The following is a 20,727-nucleotide window of genomic DNA, read 5'->3' on the forward strand; positions in this document are numbered from 1 at the left end:
TTCATCACCTAATTTATCAGATTCAAAACTTTCTTTAGTGTACAGAAATAAACCGCTAAAATCAATCCGGCAAAAAAGCCGCCGCACCTATTAGGGCGCGAGCGGCTTTTTTACACACGTTTCATGTGGAACTTATCAAGAAACCCTTTTCGCTGCTGCATTCGGAAATATTCCTTCATCATGTAAGCGACACCTTGCTCGTCATTGGACCTTGTGACCCAGTCTGCCTTTCTCTTCAATTCCGGCACGGCATTCCCCATCGCTACCCCAAGACCGGCAAGTTCGATCATCGGCAGATCGTCATACTGATGCCCAATGGCCACGACATCCTCCATATTCAGGCCCAGTTCTGAAGCGACGAGGGCCAGACCCGCTTCCTTCGAGACGCCTTTCGGAACGATATTCAGCTTCTCATCATTCACGCGAATCACATCAACCGCAGGGAAAGCTTTTGTAATCGTTTCTGTAATATCATGCTGAATGTCGTGCTCCGTGTACACCTCGATGACGGGTGCGCTCACTGGCTCATCCATGAGGAGATCGCTTAATGATTCCACGAACTGGACTGGATAAAAGATCGGGTCAGACGGATGAATGAGTGCTTTCCCCAATAAATTCGAATTGACCTTCTTCTTGTTTCCAATGGAATACTTTTCGTGAAGAAGCCGAATATTGCATTGGTAGCTCTCCAATACTTGAACAATGTTAAAGGTATGATCATCAGAAATTCTTTTTTCAAAAAACGGGGCGTCTATTTTCTCAGCGATATATGCCCCGCTATGGGTGATCAGCTTGGCATCAAGCTTTAGCGATTTCGCTATTTTCTGTGCTGAACGAAAGTGGCGGTTGGTCACGAGTGTGACGTAAATCCCTTTTTTCTTTACATATTCAATGGCGTCTTTCGTTGCCTGATGAATCTTCCCGTTCGACCGAAGCAGCGCTCCATCTATATTTAAGGCAAGCAATTGTTTTGACACAGAGATGTCCCCCTCCTTGATGACTGTACTTGTGTATAGGATATGACCCTGTCTCTGTGTTTAGAACAACCTTTTCTTAAAGCAAAAAAAGCCTGGCTCAGCAGACTTTATGTATGGCTTGTTGATAGGATACGATCGAAGCAGCCATTCTCCCTAATATCGTTATTTCGTTTTACGAAAAATCATGTATCAGGAACCCCTTGTTTGACCAATGATGCGCTCCGAACACTTACTCTCTGTTGCTTATCCCCTCAATATAACGGCATGATATGCGACCGTATCCATTTGAAATAGGTAAGTGTAGGCGCTTTCAATGCTATTATCTCAGTTTTCCTTACCGATGACAAGGGTTTTTTTAACTAAAAAAAGTAATCAGCTTTTGTGTATCCCTGGTAGGATTCGTTGTTAATTATTGGGATTCATCACTTGATTTAGAACATACATTCCCATACAATATAAATACTAAACGAAAAAGCGGTGTTGATATGGCTGATTTAAAAGAAATATTTAATGAAGAACTGTTAACTCGTTTGATCCATCATGTAAGGTCATCCTATCCTGACTTTAACAAAGACCAATTCAAGGATACGTTGCAGCTCGAAATCTGGCCTGAACTCACTTTAAAAGAGCGGATGCGCCGTATTACAGTTTCCTTATACGAAACTTTGCCAAAACAATACGTTGAAGCTCTGGCCATTTTACGGGAGACAGCTCCTCATTTTAAAGGACTCAGCGGAATTTTATTCCCTGATTATGTGGAGCAGTACGGGTTGGCGCATTGGGAAGAATCAATAAAGGCATTGGAATACTTTACACAATATTCGACCTCAGAATTCGCTGTAAGGCCTTTTTTGCTGTTAGACCAAGAAAAAATGATTGCACAATTGCGTACATGGTCTGAGCATGAAAATGAACACGTGAGAAGACTTGCGAGCGAAGGAAGCAGGCCCCGCCTGCCATGGGGAAAATCGATACCGGCTTTGAAATCGGACCCTACGCCCGTATTGCCGATCCTTGAGAAGCTGATGCAGGACGAGTCCTTATATGTAAGGAAAAGCGTGGCCAACAATCTTAATGATATATCAAAAACGCATCCTCATTTGCTGGAAAAAGTCGCAGATCAATGGTACGGAACACATCCCCATACAGATTGGATTATCAAACACGCCTATCGTACCTTATTAAAAAAGGGTGATAAACAGGCCTTAGCGCTTTTTGGTTATGGAAATGCTGATTCGATACATCTACATGATTTAACATGTCAGCCCAGTCGGATAGCTATTGGCGAAAGCCTTGAATTTTCTTTCTATATTCATTCAGACAGGGATCAAAAAGTAAGAATTGAATACGCAATTGATTTTGTAAAAGCAAGAGGCCAGCGTCATCAGAAAGTATTTAACATAACAGAAACAAATATAAGAAAAAACGAAACGAAGTCATACACAAGAATCCAATCCTTCAAAGATCTGACTACCAGAAAGCATTACAAAGGAATCCATACATTATCAGTGATTATCAATGGAGAGGTAAAAGATTCATTGGATTTCCAAGTTGTCTGATGAATAAAAAATCCCTTCTTTTCCAAGAAGGGATTTACTGATTAGCCTTCAACACTGCCGTAAAGCTCTTCTAAAGGCTTCATAATGATTTTGTTCAATTCACCGATCAGCATGCTCATGCGCTGCTCCGCTTCCATCAGCTGAGAAATTTTTTCGTGCTGCTGTACAAGCGCAACTGTTTTTTGAGCCTGTGTCACTTCTTCTTGTGTAATTTCTTCCCCTGCCATTTGTTTTTGCTGGAGTCTAAGCTGCACATCACGGAAGTTTTCAAACATGCGCTTCGCTGATTCATCTGCGTTCACTTCGTCGTAAAGGTTTTTTAAACGGGTAAACTCTTCGCTCCCGCGTAATGCATTTTCCAGATCATACGCTACATCATAAAAATTAACAGCCATTGTAAATAGCTCCTTTCATCATTGCCGTTTGACATACCACTCCACTATAACAGACTATGGAACTCCTTTCATTAATCAAAGACCATTTCTTCTTAAAAAAGGATGACAAACAGTGCTTGAACCGCGCCTATCATTCCGCCAAGAAGGCCTCCCAAATAGGTAATCATTTTAAATTCTTTTTTTGAAATGGACAGCACCATTTCTTCAAGACGCTCCACCGGGAACTGATCCACCTGCTCCTTGACGATTTCCTCAAGACGCAACCGTTTAAAGACACTTTCAAGGTTGGCCGAAACCCCTTCAAGCAATTTGTCTAACAGTGCCGGCAGCATGTGCTGGGTCAGCTCAGATTCATAACGAACGGTAAGCGTCCCAATCGTATTGTCGAAGAAAGGAGCAGTCGAAAATGCTTGCAGCACGCTTCGTTTCAAACTGAAAATAAGCGCCCTTGCATTCCATTTTTCGTCTGCTTCATTAAACGTATACTCCCTCAGCTTGCCCCATTCGTTTTTTAAGAGATCAGAAAGCAATTTATTTGTTTCCTCATTCCGCAAAAATTTTAGCAGTTCCGGCAGCACGCGATCCGCCAAGCTTGAATTGCCGAGAAACATTTGCACCATGCTTCCAAGCATGCCGCGCTCTTTTAAAAAGTCATCAATCATATTGCCGAGACGCATTTTCCCTTCATCACTTTCAAAATAACGGACACTCCGTGACAATATATATTCTGAAATCATCGGAATCTTTTCTTCAAGCTTTTCCTGCGCCTCTAAAGGCACCAGCTCTTTTAACGATTGATTCCCGTATCGGCGGAAAAGCTCGTGCAGCTTATCATCCGTCCAACTGCTAATCCATGCATCTGCCGCTTCATCAGGACGCTTCACCCCGGCTTTTTCAAGCGCCTCTTTGACTGTCACCTCAGAAAGTGACAGCTTTTGAATCAGCTGTTCCCCCACTTGAAGAGCCTTCGTTTTAGCGGCATCAGAGACGAGCCGCTTTTTAATGCCCTCAGGGGTTAAGAGATGATTGACCACCACCAGTCCCATTTGTTTTGCAAGTTCATCCCGCCGTCTCGGGATCAGCCCAGGCGTAAAAGGAACTCGTTTCCCAAACAAATAGTACGCTTTATACGGCCTAAATAGCATTTGAATTGCTAAATGATTGGTCACCGCTCCAATGACAGCGCCGATCACGATCATAAAAATAAAGGTTCCTGCAATACCCATTCCTATTCATCTTCCTCCATCTGTGCTTCAGCTTTTTTCATATAGATCATGTACCTATACGTATTATAGAGGCTCATGCAATCACTTAGCAAACAAGGAGACAAATTCCTGTTCTCAGAAAATCAGCTTGTTCTTTTGGAATAGGGCAAGGTAAAGAATCGTAATCTGTAAAGTAGAATACTGTCAGCTGCGTACGTCCTGAATGTTTTTACCGTAAAGCTGCTGACACCCGCCGGCAGCTTTTGAATAAAAGGGGGAGTCTCATCATGATAACACTCGGTTTTATGTCCTTATCCCGCCAGCATGAAGCGGATTATTCCGCAGAACTGGCCAAAAGAGCACCCGAATTTGGCATACGTTTCGTTCGGTTTACACCATTTGATATTTTACCTGACACCTTGCGTGTCAAAGCATCGGTCTATCATTCCGCCAGCAGCACATGGAACGAAACTGAAATGGCGATTCCAGATTATATTTATGATCGCTGTTTTTACGGCAAGGATTCACATTCCCAAAAAGCAAAACCGATCGTTGAGTGGCTTAAAAAATATCCGAAAACGGAATTTATCGGGCGGGGTCTTCCCGATAAGTGGACCGTCCTTCACGATTTGCAGCAGAATTCTGTAATCAACCCCTATATTCCGGAAACAATGAAGGTGAGCCGCTATGAACAAATTCATTCCTTTTTATCCAAAGAAAAAGCCTGTATCCTTAAACCGGCATTCGGCGCAGGAGGCAGAGGCGTGATTCTTTTGAAGCTGGGCAAGAAAAACATCACCGCTACTTATCACATCGGAAAGGATAAGCAGACAAAAACGTTTTCCAACCAGACTTCTTTTAAAACGTGGTGCAAAAAAGTGCTTCAGCATCAATATTTGCTTCAGCCTTACTTAAACATTCAAGATAAGGAACAATACCCTTGTGATATTCGCCTGTTTATGGAAAAAAACGAAGCAGGTGAATGGAATACAGTCGGAAAGGCAGTGAGACGCGGCTATAAACACGGGCTGCTGGCCAATTTGTCAGGCGGATCTGATGCGCTGACATTTGACTCATGGTTTGAGGATATACCGAAAAAACAGCAAGTGGTCTTACTGGATGATGTGTTTTCGATTACCCAATCGGTTCCGTATTATCTTGATGAGCGCTACGGGCCGCTGTTTGAACTCGGGCTTGATATATGTCTTGCGAAGGACGGGAGAATTTGGATTTTAGATATCAATTCCAAACCGGGCAGGAAGTCAATCCTGCGTGTCTCTCCCGAGCAAAAAGAACAGCTGTACACTTGTCCTCTAAAACGCTGCCAGTACCTGTTTTCTGAGCAAAGCCAGAAAGGAGTTCTTCCGCGTGAATCGTAAACGGTTTTTGATCGGCATAGACAAAACCAGTGAAAACACCCTGTTTCTACCCTCTTCGCTGAAGGAAGACGGACTTTTGCATGCCGCGTTCGGAACGAAGGTTGTCAGATGCCACGTTGCTTACAGACGGCATCTGGAACAAACCGTGCTTCTCTCTGAAAATCTGTTTCATGAGCTTTTGCTCCCCCACCGCAGCCGGGCTGATATACTGATTCATGATCATACAGTGCATATCGGGCCGTTAGTCGGCATCTTTACGGCAGGGTTTACGGTATCTCTTGAGCGTCCTTTTAAGGATCGTTCCCTCTTTTTTTCTAAGCTTGTCACATTACACGAGCAAGCCGGAGGTTACTGTTTCGTTTTTGGCGCGCATCAAATCAATTGGGAGGAAGGCACGATTGAAGGCCTCCTTTACAGGGAAAACGGCTGGGTGAAAAAAATCGTTCCATTGCCGAACGTCGTTTATGACCGTTTGCCTAACCGAAAAATTGAAGATTCACTTCTCTTGCAACATACAAAAAAGAGACTGATCGATGAATATCAAATCCCATGGTTTAATAAAACGTTTTTCAATAAATGGAGCGTGCATCAATTGCTCGAAAAAGACCCGAGAACAGCTCCTTTTTTGCCTCGATCCGAGCTGACACCGTCTGAAGAGCTGATCGATGAGCTCTGTAATGCATACAAAAAAGTCTATATCAAACCGGCAAACGGAGCACTCGGCACCGGCATTTATCAGCTGACAAGGACAGATGAGAGTCTGACGGTGAAGCACACGAATGACGCCAAAACATTTACTTCCATTGATTATCCTGATGCCGCCGCTTTTCTTGCAGAATTTCAAAAACAGCACAGCCCATCTGACTTTCTCATTCAGCAAGGTGTTGATCTCATCGAATTTCAAGGCAAACCAGCGGATTTCCGTGTCCATACCAATAAAAACAGAAAAGGGAAATGGACAGTAACAGCAATAGCCGTAAAAATTTCCGGAGAAAACAGCATAACAACACATCTTTCTAACGGCGGCACTGTAAAGACACTTGCGGAAGTATACGATGATCCCGCTGAAAGAGTTGAGGTCATTAAAAAGCTTTCTGCAGCGGCGCTGACTGCAAGCCATGTGCTTCATGATCATATCGAGGGGTTTATCGGCGAGATCGGTTTCGATTTTGGCATTGATCAGAACGGTAAAGTATGGATGTTTGAAGCAAATTCGCGCCCGGGCCGGAGCATTTTTTCTCATCCAAACTTGCATCATGTTGATTCTCTGACAAAACGAAGAAGCTTTGAATACGCGTCTTATTTATCTGAGAAGGCAATCACATCCCCTGAAGCACTGTGGCCTTCGTAACCTGTCCGCTTTTTTAATAAAGCGGGCTTATCTTTATCCAAAGCTGGGACAAACTGCATCAGTAAGACCCTTCAGTGATGTTATGAAACAGTGATACAATGAACATAAGCCGTTTTAGATTCAGGTCAATTGATACTAAATGTAAGGAGCGTGGCCGTTATGATTTCTCATTTCAGCTGGAAACCTTTATTCCCAAAAGAAAAGCTGCCCGGATGGAAAATTTCATTTTATTTTAAAGGTACTCATTATGAAGGCATCTATCATAAGAGCGGTGAGATTGAATGGGGAGATTTGTTTCCCGCCCGCGCTGACGAGCCTGCTCTTACAAACGAGATACATGAACTGATGCTTTTTCATATTTATGACTAGCTTAGCCAAATGGCTAGGCTTTTTTTGTACTTTCTCAACATTTACCATACAATTCTCCGCATGAGTTTCCGGCCATTTTAACATAATACTAGTAACAAGCCGGCAAGCATTGGGTTACGCCGAGGGGCAGTGACACCCAAGAAGGGTCCACAGACTGGTGCAACTCCAGTTAACCCAACCATACTAAATAAAAAGGAGATTTTACACATGGCTAACCAAAACTCTTCAAATGATTTACTAGTTCCTGGCGCAGCTCAGGCTATCGACCAAATGAAACTTGAAATCGCTTCTGAATTCGGTGTTCACCTTGGAGCGGATACAACTTCCCGCGCTAACGGTTCTGTCGGAGGAGAAATCACAAAACGTTTAGTATCTTTCGCTCAGCAGCAAATGGGCGGCAGAGTTCAATAACAACTCAATATATGGCTATAGAGGGCGCGGTTTCCGCGCTCTCTTTATTTTGTCACCCATTTTTCCCACTCCACATATCCTAGAAAGAAAGGGAGGGAATCAGGGTGTCATTTATCACCATTGTGAATTGGGAGCTGGTTCAGTTCGTAAGTGTATCCATGATTCATGAATATGTTTCCCATCGTTCTGTCTATTGGTACAGGTATTCTTTCCCGCGCTGTTCAAACTGAGAACACCCTTTTATAATGAAAGGCGAGGAGGTTTTTTGATGAAAATCGCTTTATTAGGAGCCAGTGGCCGCGTCGGACAAGCCTTTTTAACTCAAGCTGCAGCAGATGAACGGTTTGACATTTACGCTCTGATCAGATCTCAACATGCTGGTCTTCCCCTTCCAAATGATCGAATCGTCATGGGGAACGCCCGCCGCTTAGAAGATGTGAAAAAAATATTGGAGAATGCCGAAATTGTGATCAGCTGTCTAGGCACAGATGGTGATGATACCTTGTCAACTGCTATGTCACACATTCTCTCCACGATGCAGGAACAACATATCAAACGGCTTATTTCGATCGGCACCGCAGGCATTCTTGATTCCCGATATGAACCGGGAAAATACCGGTTTGAAACAAATGAATCGAAACGAAAGCAGACCCGCGCATCCAAGGAGCATGCAAAAGTATACGAAATGCTTAAAGAATCATCATTAGACTGGACAATCATCTGCCCCACTTACCTCCCGGACGGAACAGCAACCGGCATTTATCGTACGGAGCGTAACGTTTTGCCTGAGGGCGGCACAAGCATTTCGGTCGGTGATACTGCTGACTTTCTATATCGTGAGCTCGTTACAGGAGAGTATGTCGGATTCCGAGTCGGGCTGGCTTATTAACTACATAATCAAAAACCCAAAACACAATTGTTTTGGGTTTTTTAGCGTTATGCAATGGAATGTTTCTGTCCCTTTTGCAGTTTATACATTTGATAATATTGGCCTTCTAATGCCATCAATTCCTCGTGGTTCCCTCGCTCAACGATTTCTCCTTTATCAAGAACCAAAATCTGATCTGCAGTTCTGATTGTTGAAAGCCGGTGAGCGATGACGAAGGTAGTGCGTCCTTGTTTGACGACATCAAGCGCCTTCTGGATTACGGCCTCTGTCTCTGTATCAATGTGCGCCGTTGCTTCATCTAAAATCAAAATTGCGGGATCAAACGCCAAAGCTCTGGCGAAGGAAATTAACTGCCGCTCGCCAGAGGATAGCGTGCTGCCTTTCTCAATCACGGGTTCATTCATGCCCTTCGGAAGCTTTTTTAGAAGCGGCTCGGCACCGACTTGCCGCAGTGCTTTTTTCATTTCTTCTTCAGTCATTCTTTCGTCATCCAGACTTACGTTAGATCCGATTGTGCCCGAAAATAAGTACGGGTCCTGAAGCACAATGCCCATATGAGATCTGAGTTCCTGTCTTGACATGTTGTAAATGCTTTTCCCATCAATCAGTACATCACCTTTTTGCGCATCATAAAAACGAAACAGAAGATTTAAAATCGAGCTTTTTCCTGATCCGGTATGACCGACGAGCGCTACGGTTTCGCCTTTTTGCGCGGTAAAGGAAATATGTTTTAATACCTCCTCACCATCTTGATAGGCAAATGACACATCACGAAACTCAACCCGTCCCAGCGCACGCTCCTTCGCCGGTTGACCTGCTTCTTCCGTATTCTTTTCTTCAAGCAGTTCAAAAACACGCCCGGCGGAGACCCTAGCAAGCTCCAGCTTTGAAAACTGATTGACGATGCCAGTGATCGGCTGAAACAGCCGGTTCAAATAATCGACAAACGCGTACAGCACTCCGATAGAAACAATCCCAGCCGCATTCAGGCTCGCACCGCCAAAATGCCAGATTAGACAGACGAATGCAAGATTGCGGATGACATTGACCAGATTATGGGACATTAAGGAGTTTAAATTCAGCATTCTGTTTTGGAAATAAAAATGTGATTCATTTAATTCCTCAAATTCTCTCATCGTTTCCTTTTGATGGCGGAAAGCCTGAATAATGGTCATGCCTTGGATGGATTCATTCATTTTTGCGTTAATGTCACTGTTGATCGAGCGGATTTTTTGATTGTAATATGAGGCGTATCTTCGGTAAATGACCGACCACAGCCAGATCATCGGCACAATTGCCAGACATACAAACGCAAGCTTCACATCAAGCAGAAACAAAGCCGTGAATATCCCGACCATATAGATTCCGCTTGTCACAAATGTAGAAAGCACGGTGACATATAAATCCCTGATAGCCTCCGTATCATTGGTAATCCGCGCAACGACTTTTCCGGCCGGAAGGTTGTCAAAATATCGAATCGGCATTTTCTGTATGTGCGAAAACACGTCCTGCCTCATCTTTTGAATAATACGATTGGCGCTCATCTGCAGCAGATAATTCTGTCCGTATTGAAAAAACACCGAAAACACCAGCAAGCCTCCATACAGGCAGATCAGAAACACCATTCCCTTTATTTCCGGCTGATAGAACCCGAAAAGTTCCTGCTTAGTCAGCTTTTCGGCAGGATATGTTCGGCTCTCGTCTCCGTTTGAAATCGTCAGCTTCCCGTCAGAAACCGTTCTATTCCCGTCGAAGCTGACAGCCTGATCAACAAAATAGAACGCCATTCCCACTTGATAAATATGCGCTTCTTTTGCTTTTGAAACAGGTTCCTGCATTCGGTCCTCTCTGACATATGAGACGCCGTGAAACTGAACGGCATTTTTATCTTTTTCCGCAGCTTCATACCATGTTTTCTCAATGCCGAGGATATGGTCGTCTATCATTTTCTTGCCGATAAACGGCCCGGTCAGTTCTGCACCGACGGCGACAGCTAGCAATAGGACGGCCGTGATTAGCAATTTTCGATAAAGGAGTGCGTATCTCCATAACGTTTTTCCTATTTTCATGCCCCTGCTCCCCCTTCTTCCGCAGTGAACAGCTGCTGCCTTTCATATTGTTCCCGGTACCACCCATTATTGGCCAGCAATTCTTGATGCGTGCCTCTCTCTGCAATGACGCCGCCGTCCATCACAAGGATCAGGTCAGCGTGCTCTACAGCGGATAATCGGTGCGTCAAAATAAATGTCGTTTTTCCTTTGCGGTTTTCTCTGATGTTCCTGATAATCGCAGCCTCTGTTTTGGCATCTACAGCGGAAAGCGAATCATCCAGAATCAAGATCTCTGGATTCGCCATAAGTGCTCTTGCAATCGAAATTCTTTGTTTCTGTCCGCCTGACAGTGCCACGCCTTTTTCGCCGACCATTGTCTCTAGACCTGCTGGAAGCATGTGTAAATCTTTTTCAAAGTATGCTTCCGCAATGGCTTGCTGAACCTCTTCATCACTCGCATCCTGTTTTCCGTATAAAATATTTTCTTTTACAGTCCGCGAAAACAGCAAATGATCCTGTGGCACATACCCGATCCACCCGCGGACCCGGTCAAGAGGGATCTGCTGAATCGGCACGCCTGAAAATGTAATGCTCCCTTCACCTAGAGGGTACTGGCGCAAAAGCTGCTTAATAATTGTCGTTTTTCCGCTCCCGGTTTTACCGGCAATTCCGACCGTCTGCCCTTTTCGCACCGCAAATGAAACATCCTGAATATTGCAGCTTGTTGAGCTTGGATATGTAAAGCTGACATTGCTGAAAACGATATCTCCAGGCTCTTTAAGATCAACGGGCCGTTTTGGATCTGTCACGTCCGGTTGAGAAGAAAGGGTTTCATTTACCCGGTCTAATGACGCATTGCCGCGCTGCATCACGTTAATGAGTTCACCAATTGCAAACATCGGCCAAATCATCATACCGAGATAAACATTAAAGGACACAAGCTCTCCAAGCGTCAGTTCGTTCCGGAACACAAGAAACGCTCCGTAGCCGAGCCCAATCAGATAGCTTGCGCCGACAAGCAGCTTCACGGTCGGCTCGAACAGTGAATCAATAAAAGCCACTTTCATATTTTTCTGATAAACATCAGCGGTCATTTCATTAAACCGGCGAACATCGTTTGTTTCCTGTACATACGCACGAATCACCCGCACGCCGGAAACAGATTCCAGCACCCTGTCATTCAGCGCCCCGAACGCATTTTGGGCCTCCGTAAACCGCTCATGAATTTTACTTCCATATAGGCTGATTGCAATCGCCATGACTGGAAGCGGGATAATGGCGGCAAAGGTCAGCTTCCAGCTGATCAAAAACCCCATCGTCAAAAAGATCGTCATCATAAACATCGTAGAATCGACTAACGTCAAGATGCCAAACCCTGTCGTTAAACTGACGGCCTGAAGATCATTCGTCCCCCGTGCCATTAAATCGCCTGTCCGGTTTTTTTCATAAAACGGCGGCGACATAGTCAGCAGATGCCCCATCAGCTTCGTACGAAGAATTTTCTCCATCAGATTTGCACCGCCAAACAGCTGGTGCATCCAAAAATAAGACATCATATACACGACTGCTGTCAGTACAAAGAAGATACCGATATAAAACAGCAGCCCTTCCGGAGTAAACGCCCCCGATTTCATATCATCTATGGCGTTCCCCAAGAGCTTAGGCGGAAACATTTCAATGACATTGACTGCTAATAAAAGGACAATCGCAATCGTATAGCGCAGCCAGTACGCCTTAAAAAACCAGCCAAGCTTTTTTAATACTGAAAACATCTATCCCCATCTCCTCATCAGCCGCCTTCTATTTTTTCCTTGCAGCTTTTTTCATCCAATTTGGCATGAACAGCCCTCGCCTCTGTATTTGTCTTCACATCCCATACACCTGTCTTTCCTTAGATTTTGTATATAAAAAAGGCATGAAGCGTCAGCTCCATGCCTTTTTTAACCGATATGTTATGCACAGCGCTTTTCAGCGCGCGGCCAAGCCTAAAAAACCGTTCACGAAAACAGAACATAGGGTTTGCCGCGCCAATATGAAACTGTTTGATAAACACGCAAATTCCTTGGCATAGCAAACCCTCCTTCCATTCTGATTTCATCTTTTTATCATCATATAAACAAAACCTTTTTTTGTCAATCATTACTTGAATAGGAAAGGGTTAATGGGGTTCAATTTCGGGTAGTAGTGTTGTAAGACGCTTTGAAAGGGTGAGAAGGATGTTCCATGCTGACCGTATCATCGTTGCGTTTGACGGAAGTGAAAATAGTAAGAAAGCGCTTCAGACAGCTATTGATCTTGCTAAAACCGTAAATGCCGCTATTACCGTCGCCCATTCACATGATATGAAAGACAATCAGACCGTCATCGACCCGCCCAGACCCGCAGCTGAGGCAAGCTATATCAGCGGAGGCATGACAGGTGTTCCCGATCCGCTGATATCAGATGTTGCTTCACCTGAACCAATCATCTATGAAGACCGTACGGAAGAAGTCGTCGCCGAAGCCAGAATGATGCTGAATGAACAGCAGGCAGATGGAGATATCGATATATTAGAAGGCGATCCGGCTGAATCAATTATCGAGCATGCGAACCGCATTTCTGCCGATATGATCGTAACCGGAAGCAGAGACCAAAACAGGCTGAAAAAATTAATATTCGGAAGTGTAAGTGAAAAGCTTTCAGCGAAATCGGATATACCCGTCCTGATTGTAAAGTGAGCACGCCCTGTGCTCACTTCTTTTATATTCATAATTGTGAAAAAACATAGATTTTCGTTTTTTTCTGTTATAATGCTTTCGTGCCCAAAAGCACAAAAGCATTAAAGATAATTATGGGGTGTTATTTTGGATTCTCAAAAAAAGCTGACGTTTCCGTTAGCCGTCGGTTTATTTATATTTATGTTATGCATTATTATTTCTTGCTTATTTTTTCTTCACGTGGAACCGCATATCCCGCTGTTTTTATGTGTTGTCACGCTTTCAGCAGCTGGATTATGGTTCGGATTTTCCTGGAAGAGTATTGAAAAAGGGATTGTAGACGGGATCAAAAACGGCGTACAGCCGATTATCGTTCTGGCGCTGATCGGCATCTTAATCGGCGCATGGATGTACAGCGGCGCAATACCGTCTGTGACGGTGTATGCCCTATCCTTTATTGAACCAAGCCACCTTCTGCTGACCGCTTTATTTTCATGCATGATCATCAGCACACTTGTTGGCTCAAGCCTGACAACTGTAAGCACAATCGGAGTAGCACTGATTGGCGTGGCGAGCGCGGCAGGCGTCCCGCTTGAATGGACGGCAGGCGCAGTCATATGCGGCGCTTGTTTTGGTGATAAAATGTCGCCGCTGTCGGACACAACCAACTTTGCCGCCGGAATAGGCGAAATACCGATCTTCGAACACATTCGCCATATGACAGGCACAACCATTCCAGCTTTGCTCATCACTGTCGTTCTGTTTTATTTTCTCGGTTCATCAGTGTCAGTGGACGCTGCTTCAACCGATGATATTCAACAAGTCATAACCGCAATCAAAGATGCCGCAAACGTGACACCGTGGGCCCTTCTTTCCCCGCTCTTAGTCGTTTTGCTGGCAATTAAACGGGTATCAGTCATTCCCGTTCTGGCTGCCGGAATTATTTCCTCGGGAATTTTGACTGCTATATTTGTACCCGACAGCAGCCTGCAGGCGTTTATGACAGCTCTGCAAAATGGCACGAGTTTTGACACTGACAATGAGGCAGCCGCTAAAATTATCAACAGAGGCGGACTGCAATCCATGATGGGCTCAGTCTCTCTTATTATGATTGCTTTTGCACTAGGCGGATTGATGGAGAAAATCGGATTGATTTCAGCACTATTGGAAGGCGTCATGAAAGGCATCCGTTCAAAAGGCCGTCTTGTTGCGGCAACTGTCTGCTCAAGCATCGGCGTCAATTTGGCAACCGGCGAACAGTATTTATCGATATTAATACCGGGACAATCATTTAAATCCTTATATGACAAACAAAACATCCAGAGAAAACTTTTGACAAGATCATTAGAGGACGGCGGAACATTAATTAACCCGTTAATCCCTTGGGGCGTCAGCGGCGCTTTTATGGCGAGCGCGCTTGGTGTTCCCGTCATAGACTACTTCCCTTTTGCGTTCTTCCTCTATATATCGCCAATGATCTCCATTTTGATTGGATTTGTGAAAAAATAAAAAGAGCTCCGCTGCAATAGCGGGCTCTTTTTTTCGTTGTTTTATGAAATGCTTGCAGCCTGCTGAATGCTTTCTTGAAAAGCAGCCTGAAGCTGTTTTGTCACTGGTCCGGGTTTCCCGCTTCCGACCGATTGTCCATCTAGCGTCACGACCGGAATAATTTCTGCCGTCGTTGACGAAATAAAGATCTCTTCCGCCTGTTTCAACTCTTCTTCACTGACAGGATTTTCATCCAGTTTGATCCCATTCTTTTCAATCAGTCCTAAAATATTCATCCGGGTAATTCCATTGAGAATGAGTCGGTTAGCCGGATGTGTTCGCACCGTCCCGTTGATAACGGCATAAACGTTAGAGGATGTGCCCTCCGTAACAACGCCGTCCCTCAGTAAAATGGCTTCAAAGGCTCCCGCTTCATAGGCCTTTTGCTTCGCCATCACATTATACAGTAAATTCAGACTTTTGATATCGCATCTTAGCCAGCGAAGATCCTCATCTGTAATGGCCGCCACTCCGTATGCCTGCTCTTGCTCCGGTTTTTTCACAGCAAACGTGTAAGCAGTGGTTTGCGGCTCAAGGCCTGCTTCATATTGATGTTTTCGCGGGGCCACGCCTCTAGTTGTCTGGATGTATACCGCTCCCTCACTGACCGCATTTTCCTGTACAAGCTTTTGCAGGTCCCACTCGAGATCTTCAATGCTGAACGGCAGTGAAATTCCGATTTCAGCCGCACTTCTGAAAAAACGCTCTGCATGCTCACGTAATCCAAACAATACTCCTTTGTACACCCTGATCACTTCATAGATGCCGTCACCAAACTGGTAACCGCGATCTTCCAAATCGATCGATGCTTCACTGCGCCCAATCAGCCGGCCATTGACTAAAACCTTCATAAAAGCCCTCCCTTTTCGAGATTTCCCTGATGTATTTCAAGCTGTCATTGTCACTAATTCTATCATATTGGACATGCTGAAAAACAGAAAGATCAAGAGATCTATAGCGGAAAGGAGTTTATTTTTTCCTTAAAATCTGATATTTCGACAAATTTTCTATGTTCTTTCCAGTTTTATTCCTGTATACTTAATTGGTAATACATAGGTTGTAATCATATGGCATCTTCATAAGCTGCCTGCTGTACAGCATTATGTAGAGATTTTATGCCAATGGAGAGATTGTTATGCGACAAACGAGAGGAGAAGCTTCTCCTTCTGCAGTTTCGCTTGCTTTTAAATTTGCAAGTTTAGCAGTTTTATGTGTGCTGCTTTTGCTTATGGTGATTTTGGGTTATTCCAACAGTTCAACGAAAGCAAAGGAAGTCACTGTCACAACAAACGGCCAGCTTCGAGATGAGAAGGAAAGCCTTAAGCTGAAAAACGACTCCCCTGACCTGCTGATAAAACATCTGCAGACAAAGCAGAACATGGGAGATAAAACAGTTTACTTAACCTTCGATGACGGCCCGTCAGCCGTTACAACCCGCTTGCTCGATGTACTGAAAAGCGCTGATGTAAAAGCGACATTTTTCATGCTTTCACCGCGGATGAATGAATTCAAGCAGGCGGTGAAAAGAGCAGAAAAGGAAGGCCACGCACTCGGTTTACATGGCGTGACTCATAATAACAGATTGTTCTATCAAACAGAGACATCTCCGTTAAAAGAAATGCAGGAGGCGCGTGACACGCTGCAAGACATTACAGGATATAAAACCGATCTTGTCAGAACGCCATACGGAAGCAAGCCGTCACTAACCGCCCCACAAATCCGCAACCTGGAGAAAGAGGGGTTTGTGTACTGGGATTGGACGATCGACAGCATGGACTGGAAATACCGGAATTCACAGTATGTGACCGCTGTATTACAGCAGCTTGAGAATATGGAACACAGCTCTTCAAGCCGCCCAAACGTAATTCTCATGCATGACCTTCCCGCTACCGTAAACGCGCTGCCGGTGCTAATCAATAAATTAAAAGAAAAGGGCTATTCCTTCGGAGTGTTAGAGGACACAATGGTTCCTGTTCATGAATAAAAAAGTGAGGCGCATAAGGCGGCTCACTTTTTTATGCCCAAACTTCGGGCAAACTCGCCGATTTTTTGATGGATGACCATGTCAAACAGGCTGTCACAATACGTTGGTTCAAGGTTTATGATGACTTTCTTCATGCCGGGAATCAGGCTTGCATCCTCAGGCACAAATCTCGCCGGAGCTACTTCGAGAGACGTGCCGATAACCAATAAAAGATCTGCTTGATCCAGCTTTTCATAAAGGGTGTCAAAGTGCAAGACGGCATCGCCAAAGAGAACAACATCGGTTTTTAATACCCTTCCGCAAATGTCACCATTACTTCCGGCGGCCGTGCACTCCGGCACCTCCCGCTCCAGTAAATGAGGAAGGTCATATCGGGCGCCGCATGCCGGACAAGCTGCTGTCTGGATAGAACCATGCAGCTCGTATACATGCCTGCTCCCGGCTTTTTTATGAAGACCGTCAATGTTTTGCGTGAAAATATCGACCTGCTTCCCTTGTTTCTCGAGCTCAGCTAGAAGCAAATGCCCTTCATTCGGTTCGAAGCTGCCGCTCATTTTCATCTGGAACAATTCTTTGAATTTGGGCCAAAACAGACGCGGATGGCTTAAAAAATAATCAAGGCTCATCGCTTCCATTCTTGAGGCATCCTCCGTCCAAATGCCCCCTGCTGAACGAAAGTCTGGAATTCCTGATTCTGTGCTCATCCCCGCTCCAGTCAGCACGACAATTCTCTGTGCTTCATTTAGAATTTTTTTGAATGCTTCCAACTCAACACCGCCTTTTTCTCTTATTTTACCATGAAAAAGACTCCGCCTCTGTCAGACGAAGTCTCTCTTTTAAGCCCGTTCCTTTTCCTCTTTATTTAGATTCACTTGGAATGGGTCGCTTTCGTGCTTTTGCTTTACAACAACCATTTGGCCGGGATATGCAAACTGGACGCCTTCCGCACCTAAAATATCAATAATTTTATAGTTGATGTCCTCTCGAATATCAAGGTTTTCAGCCCAAACCGTCGTTTTTGTATAGAAATTAAAAAATAAACTATAGTAGCTGTCGGCAAACGTATCAAAGTTGACCATGATTGTTTCATTATCAACGCCTTCATGCTCCAGCAGCATTGTTCTGAGAGAACGAATGGAACGTTCAAGATTCTCAATCGGCGTAGCGTAGGACACATGGATGGAAAACGTAATCTGACGTTTGGTCATTCTTGTCCAGTTCGTGATCGCTTCCATCGACAGCGTAGAGTTCGGCACTGTTACAAGCGCCCCCTGTGCTGTTCTGAATCTCGTGCTCCTAAAGGTAATATCCTCGACTGACCCTGTTACCGTCGACGTCTCCACCCAGTCACCAATCGTAAACGGCTTTTCAGTAATAATAATAATACCGCCAAAGAAGTTGCTGATGGTATCCTTTGCAGCAAGCGCAAAAGCCAGTCCGCCAAGACCAAGGCCCGCTACAAATCCGTTGACATCATAATTGAATTCCTGAGCGATCACACTGACACTGAGCGCTATGATCACAAAACGGAGCAGCTTGGATAAAAACGGCGCCAAAATGTCATCCATGTCCAAATCGAAGCGCTGATTCACCTTATGGAAGATAAACGACGACGTTGCGGTCAAATTACAAAGCCCCCAGGACAAGAGCGCCACAATCAGCGAACGGTATATTTTGCTGATGACAGGCATTTGCTCGTCAAAAAACGGTGAATACCGGATCGCTAAAAACAGCCCAAGGGCAACAAAAAACCATCTGGCCGGCTTATCAAACGCCAGTACCACCTGTTTAAAAATTTCTGTTTTCGGCCGGTTTGTCAAATTAAAAAGCAGGTTAAAGAAATATCTCGTGAACAATTTTCTGAGTATAAGAAACACCAGCAAAATCGCCAAGCTGATGCCGATTTGTATGATGTTATCAAGCGTAAAATACTGCTGCAAATAATCTGGCATGACTGTCTCCCCTCTATCCCAATCGATTGTTTATTATACTAAAATATTCGTAATGATGCTTATTTAAATGTCTTTTTTCAAGCACAAAACCCCGGCGAAACGCCGGGGTCATTTCTCAATTCATCTATCAGCCAGATTCAATAGGGACAGTCACTTACCTTTTTTCGTTTGTGTCTGATCAAGGAGAGTTGCTTTTTGCATTTCAGCATCCGTTTCGGCTTTAATTCTTTCCTCCACTCTGATTCTCCCTTTTCCCATGATCTCGCCTCCTTTTTTGCTATTATAAAGGATCATATTTTGTTGTGAACATGTCGAAAGACCTAATTTTCTGACGAAATGTGTTCTGATACGCTGAATGTCTTTTTTTAGTTATACGCATTCCTCAGCCCGGACCATTCCGATATGGCAGAAAAAATTCACCACTTTGTATCGCTGTGCATATATGGATTTGATACAATAACAGAAATGCCCATACGAGGAGCTGACTTAGCTTGTACACCATTGCCCATCGCGGAGCATCAGGTTACGCTCCGGAAAATACGATTGCCGCATTTGACCTTGCGGTGAAAATGAATGCAGATATGATTGAACTGGATGTCCAGCTTACAAAAGACAGGCAGATTGTTGTGATACACGATGACAGAGTTGACCGAACGACAAACGGGTCGGGCTTTGTTAAGGATTTTACCTTGGAGGAATTGCAGAAACTCGATGCAGGAAGCTGGTACGGCCCCGCTTTTCAAGGTGAGCGTATTCCGACCCTGGAAGCGGTGCTCAAGCGCTACCACAAAAAAATCGGCCTTTTAATTGAGCTAAAAGGCCATCCGTCTCAAGTTGGAATTGAAGAAGAGGTGGGACAGCTGTTAGGGCAATTTTCTTTTTCTATCAACAATATTGTCCAATCCTTTCAGTTACGTTCCGTTCAGAGGTTCCGCGAGCTTTATCCATCGATTCCGACAGCGGTCATTACAAGACCCAATTTTGGCATGCTGTCCAGAAATCAGCTGAGGGCCTTCCGCTCTTTTGCAAACTATGTCAATATAAAATACACACGGCTCAACCGTATGATGATTGGTTCCGTCCATAAAAGCGGCTTAAACATATTTGCATGGACTGTCAACAATGAAAAGACAGCGGCAAAATTACGAGCCATGGGCGTGGACGGCATCGTTACAGATTACCCGGATTTGATCATAAAGGATGGCAAACATGAAAAGATATAGCGCGGTTTTTATCGGAGGCGCGCTTGGCGCCTGCCTCCGATACGGATTAAACTTATGGATACACACCGGTCAGTTCCCTGCGGCAACCTGGCTGGAAAATGCGGCAGGCAGCCTTCTATTAGGCATTCTAACCGGATTTTTTATGATTGGGGCAAAACGCCCTCTGCTGTCAGCTTTGTTAGGCACCGGCTTTTGCGGAGGCTTCACAACAATGTCCACGTTTTCTAAGGAAACAGTGATGCTTTTGCAAGGACAACCCTCACTGGCTGTTTTGTATCTGGCAATCTCATTGATATCAGGGATCATATTTGCACTGATTGGTGTTTTTGCAGGACGGCGCATAGCAGACATTCAGCAAAGAAAGGGGCTGCAGGAAAGATGACACTAGCGGGTATTTTCATAGGGGGCGGACTTGGCGCCATGCTTCGCTTCTGGCTTGGCAATGTGATAACCGCCAGAGCCAAAGGTCTCAGCCTGCCCATTGGCATACTGACAGTCAATATTCTCGGAGCTCTCGGGCTCGGAATATTTACAGGGCTTCACGTTACAAATGCTTCGGTTTCGCTTATCATCGGAACGGGTTTTTTTGGCGCCTTTACGACCTTTTCCACTTTCAGCGTTGAAAGTGTTCAACTCCTAATGGCCAAACGTGTAATGGAAAGCCTCCTGTACATCGCCCTGACACTTTGCGGGTCGCTTTTGGCGTTTTGGTGCGGCTGGACAATCGCAATGTAAAAA

At 44.6% G+C, this 20,727-nt stretch carries 23 protein-coding genes; 13 read left to right on the top strand and 10 right to left on the bottom strand.

Going from position 1 to position 20,727, the window contains the following annotated elements; translation table 11 throughout:
- Positions 1–110 precede the first annotated feature (110 nt).
- Positions 111–977: a Cof-type HAD-IIB family hydrolase gene (locus tag QA442_RS17150; RefSeq protein WP_014663382.1), complete on the bottom strand. Its 867-nt coding sequence runs from the start codon at positions 975–977 to the stop codon at positions 111–113.
- 485 nt (positions 978–1,462) lie between these two features.
- On the opposite strand from QA442_RS17150, the gene QA442_RS17155 reads away from it, so the two are divergent.
- Positions 1,463–2,536, top strand: coding sequence for a DNA alkylation repair protein (locus QA442_RS17155; RefSeq protein ID WP_095432712.1), 1,074 nt, complete (start codon positions 1,463–1,465; stop codon positions 2,534–2,536).
- A 41-nt stretch (positions 2,537–2,577) separates the two neighbouring features.
- On the opposite strand, the gene QA442_RS17160 is transcribed toward QA442_RS17155, so the two are convergent.
- Together QA442_RS17160 and QA442_RS17165 are read right to left on the bottom strand one after the other, a co-directional pair.
- Positions 2,578–2,931 carry a YlbF/YmcA family competence regulator gene (locus QA442_RS17160; RefSeq protein ID WP_003224239.1) on the bottom strand — a complete coding sequence of 118 codons (354 nt, stop codon included), beginning with the start codon at positions 2,929–2,931 and terminating at the stop codon, positions 2,578–2,580.
- Between the two features lie 92 nt (positions 2,932–3,023).
- Complete coding sequence (locus QA442_RS17165; protein ID WP_095432713.1) at positions 3,024–4,157, bottom strand: DUF445 domain-containing protein; 1,134 nt, start codon at positions 4,155–4,157, stop codon at positions 3,024–3,026.
- A 266-nt stretch (positions 4,158–4,423) separates the two neighbouring features.
- On the opposite strand from QA442_RS17165, the gene spaC reads away from it, so the two are divergent.
- From spaC to QA442_RS17195, 6 genes are all read left to right on the top strand, one after another.
- Complete coding sequence (spaC, locus tag QA442_RS17170; RefSeq protein ID WP_014663379.1) at positions 4,424–5,515, top strand: spore coat associated protein SpaC; 1,092 nt, start codon at positions 4,424–4,426, stop codon at positions 5,513–5,515.
- Positions 5,505–6,866: a spore coat associated protein YheD gene (yheD, locus tag QA442_RS17175; RefSeq protein ID WP_095432714.1), complete on the top strand. Its 1,362-nt coding sequence runs from the start codon at positions 5,505–5,507 to the stop codon at positions 6,864–6,866. The genes spaC and yheD overlap by 11 nt, the downstream gene beginning before the upstream one ends.
- Positions 6,867–7,016: 150 nt before the next feature.
- Entirely contained in the window at positions 7,017–7,235 is a 219-nt protein-coding gene (locus QA442_RS17180) for a YheE family protein (protein WP_080487948.1), read from the top strand.
- A 207-nt stretch (positions 7,236–7,442) separates the two neighbouring features.
- The gene (sspB, locus tag QA442_RS17185) at positions 7,443–7,646 is read left to right on the top strand and encodes a beta type acid-soluble spore protein SspB (protein ID WP_095432715.1); all 204 of its coding nucleotides are present in this window, start codon (positions 7,443–7,445) and stop codon (positions 7,644–7,646) included.
- A 104-nt stretch (positions 7,647–7,750) separates the two neighbouring features.
- On the top strand, positions 7,751–7,876 hold the full coding sequence (locus QA442_RS17190) for a hypothetical protein (RefSeq protein ID WP_014663375.1): 126 nt from the start codon (positions 7,751–7,753) through the stop codon (positions 7,874–7,876).
- 38 nt (positions 7,877–7,914) lie between these two features.
- Positions 7,915–8,535, top strand: a complete 621-nt coding sequence (locus QA442_RS17195) for an NAD(P)-dependent oxidoreductase (protein WP_095432716.1) — start codon at positions 7,915–7,917, stop codon at positions 8,533–8,535.
- Between the two features lie 47 nt (positions 8,536–8,582).
- On the opposite strand, the gene bmrD is transcribed toward QA442_RS17195, so the two are convergent.
- The 3 genes from bmrD to QA442_RS17210 all read right to left on the bottom strand — a co-directional run bounded on the left by bmrD (position 8,583) and on the right by QA442_RS17210 (position 12,639).
- A complete protein-coding gene (bmrD, locus tag QA442_RS17200) occupies positions 8,583–10,604 on the bottom strand; it encodes a multidrug resistance ABC transporter ATP-binding protein/permease BmrD (RefSeq protein ID WP_095432717.1) in 2,022 nt (673 codons plus the stop codon).
- Positions 10,601–12,358 carry a multidrug ABC transporter ATP-binding protein BmrC gene (bmrC, locus tag QA442_RS17205; protein WP_095432718.1) on the bottom strand — a complete coding sequence of 586 codons (1,758 nt, stop codon included), beginning with the start codon at positions 12,356–12,358 and terminating at the stop codon, positions 10,601–10,603. Before bmrC ends, bmrD begins: the two co-directional genes overlap by 4 nt.
- 119 nt (positions 12,359–12,477) lie before the next feature.
- On the bottom strand, positions 12,478–12,639 hold the full coding sequence (locus tag QA442_RS17210; RefSeq protein WP_095432719.1) for a hypothetical protein: 162 nt from the start codon (positions 12,637–12,639) through the stop codon (positions 12,478–12,480).
- A gap of 163 nt (positions 12,640–12,802) precedes the next feature.
- Between QA442_RS17210 and QA442_RS17215 the strand changes: the two genes are divergently transcribed.
- Positions 12,803–13,303: a universal stress protein gene (locus QA442_RS17215; RefSeq protein WP_014663370.1), complete on the top strand. Its 501-nt coding sequence runs from the start codon at positions 12,803–12,805 to the stop codon at positions 13,301–13,303.
- Between the two features lie 126 nt (positions 13,304–13,429).
- A complete protein-coding gene (gene nhaC / locus QA442_RS17220; RefSeq protein ID WP_095432720.1) occupies positions 13,430–14,791 on the top strand; it encodes a Na+/H+ antiporter NhaC in 1,362 nt (453 codons plus the stop codon).
- Between the two features lie 41 nt (positions 14,792–14,832).
- On the opposite strand, the gene dat is transcribed toward nhaC, so the two are convergent.
- Positions 14,833–15,681 carry a D-amino-acid transaminase gene (gene dat / locus QA442_RS17225; RefSeq protein WP_095432721.1) on the bottom strand — a complete coding sequence of 283 codons (849 nt, stop codon included), beginning with the start codon at positions 15,679–15,681 and terminating at the stop codon, positions 14,833–14,835.
- A gap of 284 nt (positions 15,682–15,965) precedes the next feature.
- On the opposite strand from dat, the gene QA442_RS17230 reads away from it, so the two are divergent.
- Complete coding sequence (locus tag QA442_RS17230) at positions 15,966–16,814, top strand: polysaccharide deacetylase family protein (RefSeq protein ID WP_014663367.1); 849 nt, start codon at positions 15,966–15,968, stop codon at positions 16,812–16,814.
- Positions 16,815–16,837: 23 nt separating this feature from the next.
- On the opposite strand, the gene srtN is transcribed toward QA442_RS17230, so the two are convergent.
- The 3 genes from srtN to QA442_RS17245 all read right to left on the bottom strand — a co-directional run bounded on the left by srtN (position 16,838) and on the right by QA442_RS17245 (position 19,024).
- Complete coding sequence (srtN, locus tag QA442_RS17235; protein WP_095432722.1) at positions 16,838–17,581, bottom strand: sirtuin NAD-dependent deacetylase; 744 nt, start codon at positions 17,579–17,581, stop codon at positions 16,838–16,840.
- Between the two features lie 69 nt (positions 17,582–17,650).
- Entirely contained in the window at positions 17,651–18,766 is a 1,116-nt protein-coding gene (gene mscY / locus QA442_RS17240; RefSeq protein ID WP_095432723.1) for a small-conductance mechanosensitive channel protein MscY, read from the bottom strand.
- Between the two features lie 150 nt (positions 18,767–18,916).
- Positions 18,917–19,024: a YhdX family protein gene (locus tag QA442_RS17245; protein ID WP_009966908.1), complete on the bottom strand. Its 108-nt coding sequence runs from the start codon at positions 19,022–19,024 to the stop codon at positions 18,917–18,919.
- A gap of 233 nt (positions 19,025–19,257) precedes the next feature.
- Between QA442_RS17245 and QA442_RS17250 the strand changes: the two genes are divergently transcribed.
- From QA442_RS17250 to crcB, 3 genes are read left to right on the top strand one after another with little or no spacing between them, the layout of a single operon-like run.
- Positions 19,258–19,989: a glycerophosphodiester phosphodiesterase gene (locus tag QA442_RS17250; RefSeq protein WP_095432724.1), complete on the top strand. Its 732-nt coding sequence runs from the start codon at positions 19,258–19,260 to the stop codon at positions 19,987–19,989.
- Positions 19,976–20,371: a fluoride efflux transporter FluC gene (locus QA442_RS17255; RefSeq protein ID WP_014663363.1), complete on the top strand. Its 396-nt coding sequence runs from the start codon at positions 19,976–19,978 to the stop codon at positions 20,369–20,371. Before QA442_RS17250 ends, QA442_RS17255 begins: the two co-directional genes overlap by 14 nt.
- On the top strand, positions 20,368–20,724 hold the full coding sequence (crcB, locus tag QA442_RS17260) for a fluoride efflux transporter CrcB (protein WP_014663362.1): 357 nt from the start codon (positions 20,368–20,370) through the stop codon (positions 20,722–20,724). Before QA442_RS17255 ends, crcB begins: the two co-directional genes overlap by 4 nt.
- The last annotated feature ends 3 nt before the right edge of the window (positions 20,725–20,727 follow it).

It is taken from the genome of Bacillus stercoris, from assembly GCF_029772985.1.
GTDB lineage: Bacteria > Bacillota > Bacilli > Bacillales > Bacillaceae > Bacillus > Bacillus stercoris.